15 protein-coding genes and 1 pseudogene are annotated in these 17711 nt (G+C 35.7%); 6 read left to right on the top strand and 10 right to left on the bottom strand.

Translation table 11 applies throughout. The annotated features are described in order from the left end of the window. Positions 1-69 precede the first annotated feature (69 nt). Positions 70-1797 (bottom strand): ABC transporter substrate-binding protein, encoded by a 1728-nt coding sequence (locus tag BCER98_RS01270; protein WP_011983346.1) that lies wholly within the window; start codon positions 1795-1797, stop codon positions 70-72. A gap of 320 nt (positions 1798-2117) precedes the next feature. On the opposite strand from BCER98_RS01270, the gene BCER98_RS01265 reads away from it, so the two are divergent. Continuing rightward, positions 2118-2315, top strand: coding sequence for a hypothetical protein (locus BCER98_RS01265; protein ID WP_041809369.1), 198 nt, complete (start codon positions 2118-2120; stop codon positions 2313-2315). A 13-nt stretch (positions 2316-2328) separates the two neighbouring features. Here the strand turns inward: BCER98_RS01265 and BCER98_RS01260 are convergent, their stop codons facing one another. From BCER98_RS01260 to BCER98_RS01220, 9 genes and pseudogenes are all read right to left on the bottom strand, one after another. Then, a complete protein-coding gene (locus BCER98_RS01260; protein ID WP_011983344.1) occupies positions 2329-3471 on the bottom strand; it encodes an ABC transporter permease in 1143 nt (380 codons plus the stop codon). 11 nt (positions 3472-3482) lie between these two features. After that, a complete protein-coding gene (locus BCER98_RS01255) occupies positions 3483-4679 on the bottom strand; it encodes an ABC transporter permease (protein ID WP_011983343.1) in 1197 nt (398 codons plus the stop codon). Positions 4680-4691: 12 nt separating this feature from the next. Continuing rightward, positions 4692-5624, bottom strand: a complete 933-nt coding sequence (locus BCER98_RS01250; protein WP_011983342.1) for an ABC transporter ATP-binding protein — start codon at positions 5622-5624, stop codon at positions 4692-4694. A gap of 138 nt (positions 5625-5762) precedes the next feature. Beyond that, positions 5763-6425, bottom strand: a complete 663-nt coding sequence (locus tag BCER98_RS01245) for a response regulator (RefSeq protein ID WP_011983341.1) — start codon at positions 6423-6425, stop codon at positions 5763-5765. Continuing rightward, positions 6422-7615, bottom strand: coding sequence for a sensor histidine kinase (locus tag BCER98_RS01240; protein ID WP_011983340.1), 1194 nt, complete (start codon positions 7613-7615; stop codon positions 6422-6424). Before BCER98_RS01240 ends, BCER98_RS01245 begins: the two co-directional genes overlap by 4 nt. A 734-nt stretch (positions 7616-8349) precedes the next feature. Continuing rightward, positions 8350-8883 carry a transglycosylase SLT domain-containing protein gene (locus BCER98_RS01235; protein WP_011983339.1) on the bottom strand — a complete coding sequence of 178 codons (534 nt, stop codon included), beginning with the start codon at positions 8881-8883 and terminating at the stop codon, positions 8350-8352. Between the two features lie 201 nt (positions 8884-9084). Then, positions 9085-9773, bottom strand: a pseudogene (locus BCER98_RS01230) (TatD family hydrolase). A 551-nt stretch (positions 9774-10324) separates the two neighbouring features. Next, positions 10325-11488 carry a VanZ family protein gene (locus BCER98_RS01225; protein WP_011983338.1) on the bottom strand — a complete coding sequence of 388 codons (1164 nt, stop codon included), beginning with the start codon at positions 11486-11488 and terminating at the stop codon, positions 10325-10327. Between the two features lie 210 nt (positions 11489-11698). Continuing rightward, positions 11699-12070, bottom strand: coding sequence for a YxeA family protein (locus tag BCER98_RS01220; protein WP_011983337.1), 372 nt, complete (start codon positions 12068-12070; stop codon positions 11699-11701). A gap of 256 nt (positions 12071-12326) precedes the next feature. Here BCER98_RS01220 and nirB point away from each other — a divergent pair, with 256 nt between their 5' ends. From nirB to BCER98_RS01195, 5 genes are read left to right on the top strand one after another with little or no spacing between them, the layout of a single operon-like run. Next, the gene (nirB, locus tag BCER98_RS01215) at positions 12327-14732 is read left to right on the top strand and encodes a nitrite reductase large subunit NirB (RefSeq protein WP_011983336.1); all 2406 of its coding nucleotides are present in this window, start codon (positions 12327-12329) and stop codon (positions 14730-14732) included. Between the two features lie 12 nt (positions 14733-14744). Beyond that, positions 14745-15062, top strand: a complete 318-nt coding sequence (nirD, locus tag BCER98_RS01210; RefSeq protein ID WP_011983335.1) for a nitrite reductase small subunit NirD — start codon at positions 14745-14747, stop codon at positions 15060-15062. A gap of 50 nt (positions 15063-15112) precedes the next feature. Continuing rightward, positions 15113-16537, top strand: coding sequence for a uroporphyrin-III C-methyltransferase (locus tag BCER98_RS01205; protein ID WP_011983334.1), 1425 nt, complete (start codon positions 15113-15115; stop codon positions 16535-16537). Next, positions 16534-17277, top strand: coding sequence for a sirohydrochlorin chelatase (locus BCER98_RS01200; protein WP_011983333.1), 744 nt, complete (start codon positions 16534-16536; stop codon positions 17275-17277). Before BCER98_RS01205 ends, BCER98_RS01200 begins: the two co-directional genes overlap by 4 nt. Further along, positions 17237-17686 (top strand): precorrin-2 dehydrogenase, encoded by a 450-nt coding sequence (locus BCER98_RS01195; protein WP_011983332.1) that lies wholly within the window; start codon positions 17237-17239, stop codon positions 17684-17686. The genes BCER98_RS01200 and BCER98_RS01195 overlap by 41 nt, the downstream gene beginning before the upstream one ends. Positions 17687-17711 lie beyond the last annotated feature (25 nt).

The following is a 17711-nucleotide window of genomic DNA, read 5'->3' as shown; positions in this document are numbered from 1 at the left end:
AAATAGAAGAACATTTTTTCATTCAGCGTTTCGAATAAAAAAATGTCTTCTATTTATACGGACTTATCTTTATTTTTCAATTGATAATACAGGTAAATTAGAACTAATGCTGTCATATTTTTCAGGATCAATTCCTTTTATATTTGCGTTGTAAGCTGTAATCATTTTACGGTAGTTTAATAGAATAACAGGTGGATCATCACTTAATTCTTTATATAGTTCTTTATAAATCGGTTTTCTTTTCTCGATATCAATTGTTTCAAGCCCTTTTTGAATTAACTCATCAACTTTTTCATTTTTATATCCTAGCGTGTTTCCATCACCTTCAGATGAATAACCACTAACTGGTTCGCTTGGATCTACTGTAATTGGAGTTGCAACAGCAGCTAAATCATAGTCACCCTTGTTCACTTTTGAAAGCATCGTATTAAAATCCATAAACTCTGGGTTAAACTCAATTCCTATTTCTTTATAATTCTCTTTCGCAATCGGGATGAATAGATCGCCCTCTTTTGCTGAACTTCCACCATAATATGTTACTTTTAATTTTTGACCGTCTTTTTCCCGAATTCCATCCGAACCGACTTTCCATCCCGCCTCATCTAATAATTTCTTCGCCTTTTCTTTGTCATATTCATACTTATTAATCCCATCTTCTGTATAAGCCCACGAAGTTGGATGAATTGGTACGTTTGCTACCGTACCGTAACCTTTCAAGGCTGTATCCACATACTTTTTACGATCTAATCCATAGATAAGTGCTTGTCGAACTTTTTTATCTTTTAAATATGGCTTTTTACTATTTATTTTTATATAAGAGAATGAAGATGCCGTCTCAATTTCAATATTGGCAAATCCTAAGCCTTTTACTTGTTCTAAAATTTCATCACCTGTTCCAACACCTGTATAGTCTATCTCACCTGTTTGGAATAGTTGAAATTTCGTATCTGCTGACGTAATTTTATAAATAAAATTTTTAATTTTTGGTTCTCCTGCATAATAATGTTCATTCGCTACGAAACGAACTTCTTGCCCAGGAATATATTTTTCAAATTTATAAGGGCCGGCAGCAAGCGGTTTACCATACAGCTCTTTTAAATAATCTAAACTTGTATTTTGTTTATAGTCCTTACCGTAATATGCCTTCGATAATACTGGTCCTCCTAAAGCGAGTAAAGCTTGAGAATTTACTTTCTCTGTTGTAATTGTAATTGTTTGTGGGTCAATAATTTGAATACCTTCAATAGCATTTGCCTTCCCTTCTCTGTAATCTTTTCCCCCCTTAATCGCATATTGCAAAATAGAATCGCTACCTTCATATGCTTGATCATGTAAAAGCGTTAATGTGAATGCTACATCATCCGCTGTTAACGGTGAACCATCACTAAACTTTGCATCTTTACGCAAGTGGAATGTGTATGTTAATTGATCGGAAGAAACATCCCATTTTTCCGCTAAATCGGGAACTGGTTTCCCTTGTTTATCTGTTGTAACAAGGGAAGCAAAAATAACAGATGTTACGTTGCCATCCCAACCGTTCTCTTGAAAATATGGTAAGAAAACACCCCCTGGTTTCGAAATACCAGCAATCAGCGTATCCTTTCTGTTTTTTGCTTTGTCCGGAACTTTCGTCTTATCTGTAGCTGCGATTTTTTCAACTTTGAGATTCTTCAAGTCCTGCTGCTTGGCAGGTTCCGTTGAAACCTCTTCTTCGCCTCCCCCACAAGCGGATAATACAAGTGAACTACCTAGTAAAATCGAAAATACACTCGCCCATCTTTTTGACTTTTTCTCCATTGTCCCCACCTTAACTTTCTTAAGTATTTCTTAAATCGCCCTCAAAAAACTATAAAACCCATCGGAAAAATTTGTTTTATCTTTTAAAAAATAAGTGTTCGTGAGGGGGTAATAATTTAATTCATATATTTCCTATAGGTTTTATTTATATTAGATTACACCTCTGATTATTTTTTGTCAATTCATTCTATTTAAATATTTTTAATTTTCTTTCTTATACACTTCGAAAATGAACCTTATGTATAAAATCATAAAAATTATTCTATTTTTTCTTTCCTATGCATAAACTACTAACAAATGACCAAAAAGGGGGCGAAAATATGGACAAACTATTCCAATATGTCTTGCACTATGTGGCATTGACAATCATGATTGTGGGAGCATTGCTTTTGTTCCCATTCTTTCCAAAGTTCGTCCTCTTTTTAGCATTCTTTTTCATACTTGGAATGGCTATTATTATCTCCTTAGGAGAGGACGATACACAAAAAGAAAGCAGAGCTCAGCGCTTAAAGCTGTAAACTCTGCTTTTTGTCATTCATAACGTATTCTTGTTAAACCAATGATAAAAAATACGCCTGCAAACAACAGTAATATGCAAATCTCCCCCGTTATATCAATGAAAGTTCCACCTCTTACAATTAATTCAGTAAATCCGCGCATTGCCCACGTTTGCGGAACGAAATTGGCAATTTGTTGCATCCATTCCGGTTCAATTTCAATCGGCCAATATAGACCGCTTATCATACATGTTGAAATCACAACAATATTTCCTAGCGCAGATTGTTGATCGGCTGTTTTTACAATACTCGCTACTAGCAGCGCCAATCCAATGACCGCTAACAGTAATCCCGATACAAGCATAATAATTCCCAGCATATCCCCCCATTGAACATCAAATAAACGATTCGTTAATATCATCAAGACACCAAATTGAACCCATCCGATTAAGAAGAATGACAGTATATATCCGCCTAGTATTTGAGCTTTTGATGTAGGAGTTTCAAGCAGGCGAGACCATACTCCCATTTGCCTTAGTTTCAAAATCGTCCCTGTTGCACTTAGCATAACAATCATAACAAATAAAATAGAAAACCCTGCTGCACGTCCTGCCATGTGATTCAAATTTTTCTTCCCTGCTATAGAATCTTTTTCAATTGAGACAGGTTCTACTTTTGCATGAATACTTTCATATACATCCTTCCAAGAAGTTCCCCTTGTTTGTTCGAGTTTTTTTGCTGCTGCTACCTCAATTTTCATTTTTTTAATCGTACTTTGCAGAACTTGCTCTACAGAAGAACTTCCTGTAAAATCAGCGCTTGATTGAAATTTAATTTTTCCCGACTCTCCAGCTATCACATTCTCTTGAAATCCCTTTGGAATGATAACAATACCCGAAGACTTCTTATTTTCAACTCTCTGCTTTGCTTCTTGATCAGTTCCTTTTTCAATCGTAATGAAATGATTCCCTCTCAGTTCTTGATAATACGAATGAGATAACTTTGACTGATCATAATCTACTAAACTAATCTTTACTTTTTCGTCTCCACTTCCCCCTAACAAACCTCCGAATATGAATGTAAAAATGATTGGCATTCCAAACATGAGTATATAGCTTTGCGGTTTCGTGAAAACTTGTTTTAACTCTAACGAACAAAGCGCCCAAATTTTTTTCATTTCTTCTCCTCCTATCTCATGCGTAGACGAACAGTTCCAATAATTACTGAAACAAATCCTGCACTAGCCAAACTTAAGATAACTGGAAGTAATGTACTCCAAGATGTACCCGACATAATGTTTAAAAAACTTGTCAGCGCCCATTTATTTGGAGCAATATGAGCAATGGTTTGAAGACTATCTGGAAACGCATAAAGCGGCAGCATAGATCCGCCTAATAGAGCAAGTAATTGAACTCCAATCCCCCCCATTAAATCTGCCGTCTTCTCTTCATGAATCCATGCTGCAATAAGCATCGATAATCCAGAAACACAAATGGCATAGGAAGTTCCTACTGTTATCATCTGAAATATATTCTCGCCCCAATTCACATGAAATACATAATGAGTAGCCAATACAAATACTCCAAATTGAATAAGAGAAAATAACAATGTTCCAAAGAATTTTCCTAATAAAATAGAGAATGAACTTGTTGGAGTACTGAATAACCTTGCCAACGTTTCTGTTCTTCGCTCCGTTATAATAGATTTCGCACCAACTGTTATATTAAATAATAAAAACATGACTACCATAGCTGCTGCATAATATTGCATGGCAGTGACTGTCTTTTTACCGATGGTTCCTTTTTCGACTTCATCTCTATCGGAAGTAGCTACTGTTTGTAAATTCGTACTCACTTCTTTTGCGATTTGTTCTATATTTTTAGGTTGCGACTTTGCTAACTCTGTAATAACAACCTGAGTAGAAACTGCGATGGTTTGTGCCTGTTCTGTAAAAGAACGAATAACCGATTCAGCAATTTTTGCTTGTATACCTTTTGCTGGATTCGTCATTAGTTTTGCTTCTTTTAAAGTTCCTTCTTCTATCTGTTCACTCCAGCCGCTTGGTATGATTACCCCAACATCAATTTTTTGTTTTTTTAATAAGTCCTCTAGCTCACTTTGTGATGTTACCATTTCTACTTTTATATCCTTCTCTATCTCTTTTGATTGCAATATGTCTTTTCGAAGCATCTCACCAAACTCATCCGGGCCTTCTTGATAATAGCCGATTACTGTTTTAGGTAGTCCTCCGTTATCAAATATGTTACTTAGTGCCGATCCTAAAATAGCCGTGAGCAATAATGGCATTAGTAACATCATCATAACTCCGCGCCGATCGATGATACGAATCTTTACATCTTTCCATGCTACAATGAGGCTTTTCATAACATTCTCCCCCTAATCGCGAAGTGACCGCCCTGTTAATTGTAAAAAAAGGGCTTCTAAATTTGGTTCTTGCACTTCAAGTTTTAAAATTTGCGCTCGATTTTCTACCGCTACCGAAACAACAGTACCAACAGCCTCTCCATTCTGCAATCCAATATCAAAAGTATTTGTCTCCTCATGGATAACAACCCGTTCTACAGTAGGAATTGCCCTTAATTCTCTCAATAACTTCTGAGTGAAATGATTCAATTGTACTTTCACCATAAAGCCATCTGTCAAACGATTACATAGCTCTGTTTTTGTTCCTACTGCAATCACTTTTCCATGATCAACAATGGCAACTCGTTCACATAAATGCTCTACTTCTTCCATGTAGTGACTTGTATAAATAACAGTCATACCTTTTTCATTTAATTTCTTTACTGTTTCTAAAATATGATTTCGCGATTGTGGATCGATTCCTACTGTCGGTTCATCCATAATTAATAACTCTGGTTCATGCATGAGCGCTGCTCCAATATTAATTCGGCGTTTCATTCCTCCTGAAAATGTTTCAACTTTATCTTTCGCTCGATCTTGTAATCCTACATATGCAAGCACTTCATCTGATCGTTTCTTAGCAACAGCTCTACTTAATCCATACATCTTTCCCCAAAAAATTAAATTCTCTTTCGCAGAAAGCGTAGGATATAAAGCAATATCTTGTGGAACAATTCCGATTTTCCTTTTTATATCTAATGGATACTCTTGTACAGACTTTCCTCCAACTTTAATATCACCACTATCATAAGGAATGAGCCCGCAAATCATCGCTATCGTCGTTGACTTTCCAGCGCCATTTGGCCCAAGTAAACCAAATATTTCCCCTTTATGCACTTCAAAAGATATATTCTGTACAACCTCTCTCTTTCCGAAAGATTTCACAATATGTTCCACAGCTAACATGACGTTTCATCCTCCTTGCATTCATCTACAGTTCCATTGTAAAAAAATGCCCCCTCTCTTCCATCCTTCCTCAGATAGAAATGTAAAATAAAAAAGCAGCATCATTGGCTACTTTTTTCGATTTCTCTATGCTAAAAGTCATGTGTATGTAGTAATACCATATCTCACTGCATATATAGCTGCTTGCGTCCGATCTCTAAGCTCTAACTTACCAATTAAGTTGGAAACATGATTTTTTACAGTACCCTCTGTAATAAACAACTTTTCAGCAATCTCTTTATTATTAAGTCCAAGGCCGATTTCCCTTAATACATCTATTTCACGTTCTGTTAATTGTTCTATTTGATTTGGAACACTTTGTTCTGATGTGTCTACAACTTTTGTTCTTTTTAATTCCTTTACAATTTGCGCTGTTATATCTTGCGGAAGAACAGCACCTCCGCCATGGACTGTTAATATTGCTTGAACAATCGCATCTGTCTCCATATCCTTCAATAAATAACCACTTGCACCTTGTTCTAACGCCTCAAAAATAAGTTCACTATCATTAAACGTCGTTAACATAAGTACTTTGACTTCTGGAAATTTTCCCCTTACCAATCTTGTTCCTTCCACCCCATTTACTCGAGGCATTCGAATATCCATCAAAATAATTTCAGGTTGCAGTTTTTCTATTTTCTCAACAACTTCATCCCCATCACTTGCTGTCCCTACCACCTCAAGTTCTGGGCGCAAGTTTAATAACATTGCTAAACCGTCACGAATCAATGGCTGATCGTCCACAATCATAATACGAATCATTTCGTTCCTCCTATTACCCATGTTTTTTCTTTTAACGGGAACTCAGCTTTTAGCCGAAATCCCTTCTCTATCTCACTTTCAAACCGAATTACTCCTCCATGTTCCTCTATGCGTTCTTTCATGTTCATTAATCCAAAACCAGGGCTCACTTCATTCATGCCGATGCCATTATCAGAAATCGATAACATTACTGTTTCACTGTCACAAAATAATTCAACTTCACATACACTAGCTTTTCCGTGACGTTTCGCATTTGTTAAAGATTCTTGCATAATACGTAGTAGAGTTGGCTGTAATGATAACGGAATAACAATCGGATCTCCTTTTAATTGAAAGGTTACTTGCACTGTCGCCGCTTTTGAAAACTCCCTTAACATTTCTCGCATACTCTCTACTATATTCCCTAAATTCTTTTCTTCCTTTAGTGCACGTACCGAAGCTCTTACCTCTTGAAGAGATTTCTTAGCTAATTCATGGCATGTACGCAAAACATCTTCTGTCACATTTGACTTTTGTTTCCATAAAGCTTCGGCAAGTTGCAGTTGTACAAGTAAAGCTGTCATATTATGACCTACTGTATCATGAATTTCTCTAGCAATATCGTTTCGTTCCCGAACAGCAGTTAATTCTTCTACTTCTTTAGCATAAAGCCGTAGTTGTTCATGTGCTTCTTTTAAAGCCGTATGAGATGATATTAATTTTTCATACTGTTCATCAACCGTTTGATGTGCTACGGTCAGTTTTCTTATTAAACTCCCTACTAAAGCACTAAAGAGTACAAACATAAAGTTAATGGCGTTTGTATCCAATTCTACCTTCCCTGTATATTGATATGTATATAACAAAATAGAAAACCAACATATAAAGAAAAAACTCACAAAAAAATATACAACTTCTTTCCGCCATGTGTGAATAAATATTCCTACTGCTTCAATCCCAAATATAATCAAGTATAAAGATGTTTCAGGAAATAAAAATCCAAGCATTGCTGTAACAATTCCATTGGTTAGAAATATATAAAAATCACGTTTTTTTCCTTTTTGTGGCTGAAAGAGCAATACATGATTCAAAATATAAATGAAACATGCCATACCAATAAATACTTGCAAACCTATCGTTCCACGTGAAACATTGTTGATATATACTAAACAGATCATAATAATCGTAATGATACGTGCATACTTTAACATACAATTCTCCTCGCATTTTAAAATGTGGATTTCACCTATAACAAAAAAATTATACCATTTTATTACAAACAGATAGATGAAAAACAAGTCACCTCTCTTATATTTTTCATAATGTATCTTATTCTCCTCACTTTAATGTTTGAATAATCATTTTTCTGAAAATAATGAAGATAGACTAAACATTTCACAATATCACATCTAACCTTACAAAACTGTTATGTTCACGTAATGGAAAGCGATAGTGCGAAATGATGCCTCCCTATACAATAAAGATAGAAACAAGAGATCACAAAAGGAGGAAATAATCATGATGAAAGAAATCGTAAAAGCAATCCTTGAGGTGTTAGTGAACGGACAAGCAGTTGTAAAAGAATTAAATCAATGATAAAAGGAGGAGTAAAGATGATGAACATGGTTAAAATGATTCTTCATGCTTTAATTGATGCAAAAGCTGTTAGCCAAGAATTAAATCAACAATAAAAGGGGAAAAGGGATATGCAGAAAGCCATCGTTATAAACATTTCCTTATGTGCAACAGGCAATCAAAAGAAAAAACTATCGAGAACATAAAAGACAAGATATCCAATACATATAGGTATCTTGTCTTTTATGTTTTCTTTTCATAAAGGGATTCTACTAATTTAGAAGAAATAAAACCGCAATTGAAACGCAAATGATACGATTGGACTATACGAAAAACAAATATAAATAAAAAGAATAGAGGCTACATGCCCCTACTCTTTTACGATTCCTTTATTTCGGTAGTATACTTCTTGCAAACCTTCATTATACTTCATATTTTGATCCGTCCACTCTGTCCCTAAGTTTCCTGGCCATCCAGATGTGTTCGCTATATATTTTAATAAAGCAAAATCGGTTAACCCTTTTTGTACTCCTCTTTTATAACCTTTCAGTAGATGAGGCATCGCAATTTGAGCATTTGTACGAGGATCTTTTAGTTGTTCATCTGTTACATGCTCTGGAGCCAGTCCACCACCGCGATGTAATTGAAACAACCCAAATGAAGTACCATTATCTCCAACACTTCTTGGGTTCAAACGACTTTCATGTTCAGCAATTGTAAGAGGAATCCATTCTGGGAGGTTTACCTTCTTTGCTTCTTCTATAATAATTTGTTTCATTCGCTTTGCTTCTTCTGAATCGCTATAACTTGTCTGTTTTGTCAATCTTTCCATTCCTTCAGTTTCACCTTGAAAATATAAATACATTCCAAGAACAACTAGAAATCCTACAAAGAATTTTTTCACTGCTTTTACCTCTTTCTTTGCTGAATTTTACTCCTTTTCATCCTTCTATCTATATGGTTCTAGCAATCTCTACAACCTTTATCATAGCAAACAAATATATACCGCAGCATCGTGCTTTAGACTGATTTAAAAAAATTCATTCGTACTTTACCTTTTCTATTCTGCCTTACTTAAGTAAAACTGAACTGTATTCCAATATATTCACCTCGCCACCTCGTCTATCGGAACATTTTTGATTACACGAATTTCCTTTCATACGTCTTTAATCATATTCGGATGTGTGATTTGACTCACTTGAAATTCCCAAGGTCCGTCTGTCCCTATCACCATATATTTTAACGGATAAAACGAGACGATACTTCTAATTTTTTCCTTATACAAAGTATTTGGTGTAATAGAAATATAGTAACCATTTCGAATCACTCTTTCCATCGTTTCTTTACTTCCCTTAAACCAATGAAAATGAGCATATGAAATTCCATGCTTTTCAAGTAGATCGCAAACAATGTCTGCATATTCATAGACTGCATGTAATATAATTGGCAAATGATATTCCTTAGCCAAAATTATAAATCGCTCTAATACCTCTATATACGTTTCTAATGCAAGTTTCGGCTGCTTTTGTCCTACATAATATGGAAAACAAACCTCACCGATAGCAATAATTGGTTCATATTCTTCTTTCTGAATCGGCTGTTCTGGGTGGAAACCAATCGTTGGATATACAAACGGGTACTGTTTTGCTAAAGATCATATTTCATAACAAGAATGATAGTTCATTGATACCCCCATTCATCCATCAATTGCAACACTTTTTTTCACATCGCTTAATATATTCATTTGCTCTTTACTTTCATATTGATCCAAATATGACTATCTATCCATTTCACTCCTATCACCTCTTACACTTATTCTAATACGTGATTTTAAGGAAAGGATATAAAAAAACAAGAAAGAGCATCTTTCTTGTTTTATATATATTAATTTATTACCAAACATATAAATCTTTATTTCTATGTTTAGCATTTTATTCCATATCTATATTATTTAACAATTAAATTTGTTATTATATCAAACAATCCAATACATACTATAGCAACCATAAAGTAGCTACAGCACTCTTTCAGCGGAACCTTCACTACTTCTTCTTTACACATCTCATTTGTCTCCCTTCTGAATCATCTCCCTAATCTATTTCTATTATGCAAAAAATATAAAAAACAAGCTATCGAATTAACTTACGTGAACCTTACAATATTGTAAGGTTCAAAAAAATAACTCCATCCCTATTAGGATAAGAGCTATTTTACAGGTTAGTTGGTTTTTCAATATTCTTCATTACTTCAGACAGAAAGTAATATTGCGATACTTTCTATTCTTATTATAATAAGGTTTCTCACATACAACTATCGAATTAACTTACATCCACCTTACAATATTGTCACCCATGATTATTGTTACTATTTTTCTTTGTAAAGGTAATCACATTATATGTCCCGCTTATTTTCTCATAGAATAATCGCTTATCACGTTTAAACATGTGAAGTAAAACATGTAAGAAAAACAAACCATTAAATACGAAGAAAAGCATCGCTATAATGAGATAAATGATTGGGTTATTTTCATTCGACACCGCAACTGCAAATAACAGATAATTGATCCCGCCAATTCCGAAATATAAAAGACCATAGCGTTTCAATAACTCTAGCCATGTAATTCTCTCGCCCTTTCCCTTCACACGCATGTGCAATAACCATTTCCCGAATGTTTTCCCATTCGTGAAATATTGGATGACGATAAAATAACAAAATACAACAAAAAAGCCATTTAATAATTCATCTAATCCCGAAGTAGAATGGAAGACAGATGTCAATTGAACTTGTTGTCCAATTAATAGCCCTGATACCATTCCAAGAATAAGCCAATCTAGCCAAAGAGCTAATACACGGCGCGTCATCCGAACAGGCTTATTTTGCAAGTCAATTTTTTCATCTAAGCGGTGCATATCTGGCAAAAAGTATACAAATAGCGGTGCAATCCAAAAACCAATAACTCCGCTCGTTGTATTTAAGATGAGATCATCTACATCAAATAAACGATATGGACAATTATACATACCATAAAACCCTGTGATTTGCGTAATTTCAAAAAATAGAGAAGTTAAAAAGACAATACACAACGTTTGCATAAAATTCCGTCGGAAATAATAACGCAAATACACTCCTAGTGGTAATAATAAAATGGCGTTAAATGCCGCTTGTAGGAAACTGCGCTCTTTTAATGCAGCGAGATACGTAGCTGGTTGATTCCAAATCACGTTTGTTTCTTTTAGAAAATCGCTCACAAATGTAAATGGTACTAAATTATAATGTTGCGTTCCTGGGCGCTGCATACTACACGTATCAAATGTACTTGGAAACGGTAAAATGACTAAATAATATGCCGCCATACAATATAATAGTAAGGAATATAAAATAAACATGCGAAAGTAATGAATATAACCATGTTTCCGATACTGCCAAATTAGAAAAGGAATTAATAATAGAAAACCAGCGATCGGAAATGTGATAAATGCTGTTTGAATAGGTAATAAATATGCTCCCAACCTTCCACCTCCTAAAAGTGCAACGTTGCTATTATAGTAAAGTTCCTATTTCATTGCCAGTATATTGTTGTATTGATATATTTTTTCAGAAGCTAAATTAATTCTTATTCCACTATTTTAGAATAGTAAGGTTCTATCACTAATTAAGGTGTCCTGATACATCATTATTCTAAACTAAAAACAACCTATCCAACTTCGGGCAGGCTGTCTTTAGTTCACCGCCATCAACTTCGTTCTAGCTTGCACAGGGATATCTTGTGGTTCAATTTCTACAATTGACTCACCGTAACTTCCTTTTGCAAAGATCTTCAACGGTTCATTTCGTTTTAACATATGGTTAACCTTTTTAATAATCGTTTTCTCTCTTCCCTTTTCATCGTAAGCAATAAACTCATATTCATACCATCCATCACCGATATGTTGACCAATATCATTCACAACAGTATAGTATTCTTTCGTCTTATAAAATGGATTATATTTATCAATTACTGGTCCCAGTCTTGTTGGCGATAAGAGTATTAACAAAGCCGCCAGTGCAATTATAGTGATAATAATTTTTTTCTTTAATACTTCCCACCGCAAGGTTGACTCCTCCTCCACACAATATGCGCAGTTTTTCTATATATTTATTTTAAAAAGATAGACTAGATCCCGCCATCACACCTTATTACATTTCTCTTACATTTTTGTAAGAATCCAATTCGGATTTTATATGATTTTTAACAATTTGTGAACCTGTAAAAACTGTGATTAATGTCACATCCTCTATTTTCCAGAAAATCTATACTATAGGTATAAAAAATTGTTAAACATTTCACATTTAAGAGGGGAAATGAATATGAAAAAACGCTTAATCCTGATCGGAAATGGTATGGCTGGAATACGATGTATCGAAGAAATTTTAAAACAACAACCAGATCTTTATGATATTACTATTTTTGGTGATGAACCTCACCCAAACTACAATCGCATTATGCTATCTCACGTCTTACAAGGAAAAACTACTACAAAAGATATCATCATAAATGAATATAGTTGGTATAAAGAAAATAACATTACACTTTATCCAAATGAAAAGGTAATTACGATTAATCGGGAAAAACAAATGGTTGTTACTGAAAAACAGCGTATTGTTACATATGACAAACTTATTATTGCAACAGGTTCTAGTGCCTTCATTCTGCCGATTGAAGGTTCGAATCTGCCGGGAGTAACGGGTTTCCGCACCATTGAAGATACACAATTTATGATAAATGCTGCTAAACAATACAAAAAAGCTGTTGTGATAGGTGGAGGACTACTTGGCCTTGAAGCTGCTAGAGGTCTCATTGACCTAGGAATGGATGTACATGTAGTTCATTTAATGCCACATTTAATGGAGCAACAACTTGATGCGAAAGCAGCTTCATTATTACGTGAGGACTTAGAAGCGCAAGGCATGAAGTTTCTTATGCAAAAGAAAACCGTAAAAATTTTAGGCACAGACCATGTAGAAGGTATTCAGTTTGAAGATGGCAATGTTGTACCATGCGATTTAGTTGTAATGGCCGTTGGGATACGTCCTAATACTCAATTAGCAAAAGACGCTGGGTTACTTGTTAATCGCGGAATTGTTGTTAACGATTATATGCAAACAGAAGACAGCGCAATTTATGCTGTTGGCGAATGTGCCGAACATAACGGAATTGCTTACGGACTTGTAGCTCCTTTATATGAACAAGGAGTTGTATTAGCAAGACATATAACAAATACACAGACAGATAAATATAAAGGGAGCATCGTTGGTACGCAGCTTAAAGTAGCCGGATGTGACTTGTTCTCTGCTGGACAAATCTATGAAGACGATCAAACAAGAGCCATTTCTATCTTTAATGAATGTACACGTTCTTATAAGAAAGTCTTCCTTCGCGACAATAAAGTTGTCGGGATTGTCTTATACGGTGATACTGCAGACGGCACACGTCTATTCCGCATGTTACAAAAAGAAGAAGACATACAAGAATATACAGCCGTTTCCCTTCTTCATAAAGCTGGTGAAGAGAGCGGGCTTGATGTTGCAAGTATGAGTGCTGATGATACCGTTTGTGGATGTAATGGTGTTACAAAAGGAACCATTGTTCAAGCCATTTTGGAGCAAGGGTTAACTACTTTTGAAGAAGTAAAAGGATGCACAAAAGCAGCTGGTTCATGTGGGAAATGCCGCCCAATCGTTGAGCAAATTTTATCCCATACACTGGGCGATCATTTTGATCCTTCTGCTCAATCAATTGGTATGTGCGGTTGTACCTCTTTATCACGTGATGAAGTTGTCGCAGCTATTCATGAGAAAGCGTTAAAATCGCCAAAAGAAGTGCGAAACGTCCTTGGTTTCGTACAGGAAGATGGCTGCTCTAAATGTCGTCCTGCACTGAATTATTATTTACGTATGACCAATCCAGAAGAATATGCTGATGATAAAGCTTCACGCTTCGTGAACGAAAGAATGAATGGCAACATCCAGCATGATGGCACATTTTCTGTTATTCCTCGCATGTACGGCGGTGTGACTAACGCAGATGATTTAATGAGAATTGCAGAGGTGGCAAAGAAATATGATGTACCGCTCATAAAAATAACAGGTGCAAGCCGCATTGGTTTATATGGTGTAAAAAAAGAGGATTTACCAAATGTTTGGGCGGATCTTGATATGACATCCGGTTATGCTTATGCAAAATCCCTTCGTAATGTTAAATCATGTGTTGGTTCTCGTTTCTGTCGCTTTGGTACAAAAGATTCCTTAGGACTTGGTATGTTGCTTGAACAGTCATTAGAGATGGTAGATACACCTCACAAAATGAAAATGGGTGTTACAGGTTGTCCACGTAATTGCGCTGAGGCATTAACAAAAGACTTTGGAGTTGTCTGTGTTGAAAACGGCTTCCAGCTTTATATCGGTGGTAATGGTGGTACAGAAGTTCGTGAAGCCGATTTTATTATGACTGTTCCTACGGAAGAAGACGTATTACGCATCGCAACCGCTTATGTACAGTATTATCGTGAAACAGGGATTTATGGCGAGCGAACAGCTCCTTGGGTAGAACGAATGGGCTTAGAACATGTAAAAGAAATACTGCAAAAGGAAGACATGGTCACTGCGCTAAATGAACGTTTCCAAACTGCCCGCAGCACATATGAAGAAGCCTGGGGACAAGCTCTAAAAACAAAGTCATTACAAGCTATGTATAAAGTAGAAACTGTACAATAAGGAGCGATTTATATGTTACACACAAAACAGAAAATAAAAATTATGCGTGCCAAAGACCTCCCCATGCAAATTGGTAAAGAAGTACGAATCGGTGACAAATCTATTGCGTTATTTCGCCTTGCAAACGGGGATATTCGCGCTGTAGAAAATCGATGCCCGCATAAAAACGGACCATTAGCGGAAGGAATTGTTTCTGGTGAATTTGTCTTTTGTCCGTTGCACGATTGGAAAATTTCATTACTTACAGGCGAAGTTCAAAAGCCTGATGATGGTTGTATTCAAACACATAAAGTAGAAGTCATTCAAGATGACATTTATATATATCTATAATTTGTAAAAGATTTAGCTTTCTTTTAAGTCAAACAAGATGAGGTGAAGAGATGAACGGATACGTATATTTAATTGGTGCTGGACCTGGTGATGAAGGGCTGATTACAAAAAAAGCAGTAAACTACTTAAAAAAGGCAGATATTGTGTTATATGACCACTTATTAAACCCAAGTTTACTTCGCTATACAAAGCCAACATGCGAACTCATATACTGCGGAAAAATGCCAACAAATCATATTATGCGTCAAGGCATGATTAATACTTGTTTAGTACAGGCAGCAAAGGAAGGAAAAATCGTCGTTCGTTTAAAAGGCGGCGATCCTTCCATCTTTGGTCGTGTTGGTGAAGAAGCAGCTGCTTTAGCTACAGCAAACATTTCATACGAAATCGTCCCAGGGATTACCTCCAGCAGTGCCGCTGGTTCGTACGCCGGTATCCCTCTCACCCATCGCGATTACAGTAATAGTGTAACTTTGCTAACTGGACACACAAAAGGGACAATTTGCGATCAAGTTGATTACAGCAATCTTTTAAATAGCGATACAATTGCCTTTTATATGGGGATTAAAAACTTACCAATAATTTGTAAAAATTTATTACAAGCTGGTAAAAGAAACGATACACCTGTAGCAGTCATTGAATGGGGCACAACTGGAAAGCAGCGAGTAGTAACAGGTACGCTCTCTACAATTGCGGAAGATGTAAAAAAAGAAAACATTTCGAACCCTTCCATGACCATTGTCGGGGAAGTCGTATCATTACGGAAACAACTTGCTTGGCAAGAACGGAAACCTCTTCATGGAAGAAAAATTTTATTTGTCTCTGCAACAAATAAAGTAAGTAAATATGCAGAAATACTGCGAGAAGCTGGAGCAGAAATATACCAAATACCTACCTTCAAAAAGCAAGAACATTCTTTAACAGCAAATGAACTCGGTGAAATATTCGAAGCGGAACGCCTTGTTTTCTGTTCACCAGAAAGCATGGAAATCTTCTTGCAATCTTGCACAAAACATGGAAAAGATATTCGTTCCTTACAAGCGAAACTTCAATATATGAATGCAAAGACAGGGCAAATGTTTATGAAGTACGGATTACTGGGCACACCTGCTACATTTTCTACAGAAACAACCGTTTATTTAGGGCGGAATATAAAACGAATTGACGTCATCAAGAACAAAATAGGTGCTGGTTTGTTCTTAATGACACATGAATATACAATCGATAATCGTTTCGATGAAATTCATGCACGTATGCTCACTGAGTTTACATGGGATAGTATTTTCTTTGAAGGCCGCGCTACAATTGATACATTTTTAGCAGAAATCAATCGCCTTCGTTTTAACGATATTTCGAAATTACCATTTTCATATATGGACGAAGCCACTTTACAATACGCCAACAAGGTTGGGCTCCATTGTATCGATCATCAAGTACAAAGAATAGTGGACCAAACAGAAGTGACTGCATCATGAAAGCAATTGTATATATTGGTCATGGTAGTCGTCTGCAAGAGGGCAATGAGCAATTCAAACATTTTATTCGTTCTGTTATGCAGGAACGAAACGAGAAAATACAAAAGGTGGGATTTCTGGAACTTGCAACTCCAACCGTTCAAGAGGCTATTTATGAAGCGATTACTGAAGGGGCCACTGAAATTGTAGTTGTCCCTGTTTTACTATTCGCAGCTGCTCATTATAAACGCGATGTCCCTTTTGAAATAAAAACAATAGAACAGCTCTATCCGCACATTTCATTTTCAGTTGCACCACCTTTTAGTATCCATCCATTCATGATTAAACTTGTAATAAAACGAATACATGAAATGCAGCCCATACAAGAAAGTGAAATTCTACTAGTCGGCCGAGGCAGTAGTGATGCTCAGCCTATCTATGAATTAAAACAAATCGGTTTAGCTGTGGAACAAAAATTAAAAATACCGGTAACGTGCACCTTTTTAACAAAAGGGACACCTTCTTTTATAGATATGCTAGCTAAAACAGCACCTACTGCAAAGCATATCTATATTATGCCTTATCTTCTCTTTACCGGATTACTGCTTCAAAAGATAAAAAAGTATGCAAAAATATATGATAATGTGAGCACTTGTAACTGTCTTCAATTTGATTCTTATATGAAATTTACTTTGTTAGAACGAATGGAGGAACATGTACATGTTTCAAACATACCCAATTATGTGCAACCTTACAGGTAAGAATGTTGTCATTATTGGAGGGGGAACAATTGCTTATCGAAAGGCGGCTAGTTTACAAAATACCGGTGCCTTCGTCACAATTGTAAGTCCTCATATTTGCAATGAAATGAAAGAACTATCTTATATTGAATGGAAGAAAAAAGAGTTTACAGAAGATGATATTCAAAGGGCACACCTTATTTATGCAGCCACGAATCATCATGAAATCAATATGATGGTCAAACGAGCTGCTCATGATTTTCAATGGGTCAATGTTGTAAGTGATGGAACAAAATCCTCCTTCCATACACCAGCCATCATTCGAAGGAATGACTATATGATAAGCATTTCCACCTTTGGCAAAAGTCCATCACTTGCAAAGAAAATAAAACAGAAATTATTAGCTCACTTGCCTCAAATATTAAAATAATAAAAAGATGAACGAATCGACTCGT

It is taken from the genome of Bacillus cytotoxicus NVH 391-98 (genome assembly GCF_000017425.1).
GTDB lineage: Bacteria > Bacillota > Bacilli > Bacillales > Bacillaceae_G > Bacillus_A > Bacillus_A cytotoxicus.
This window is presented reverse-complemented; position numbering and strand designations above follow the sequence as displayed.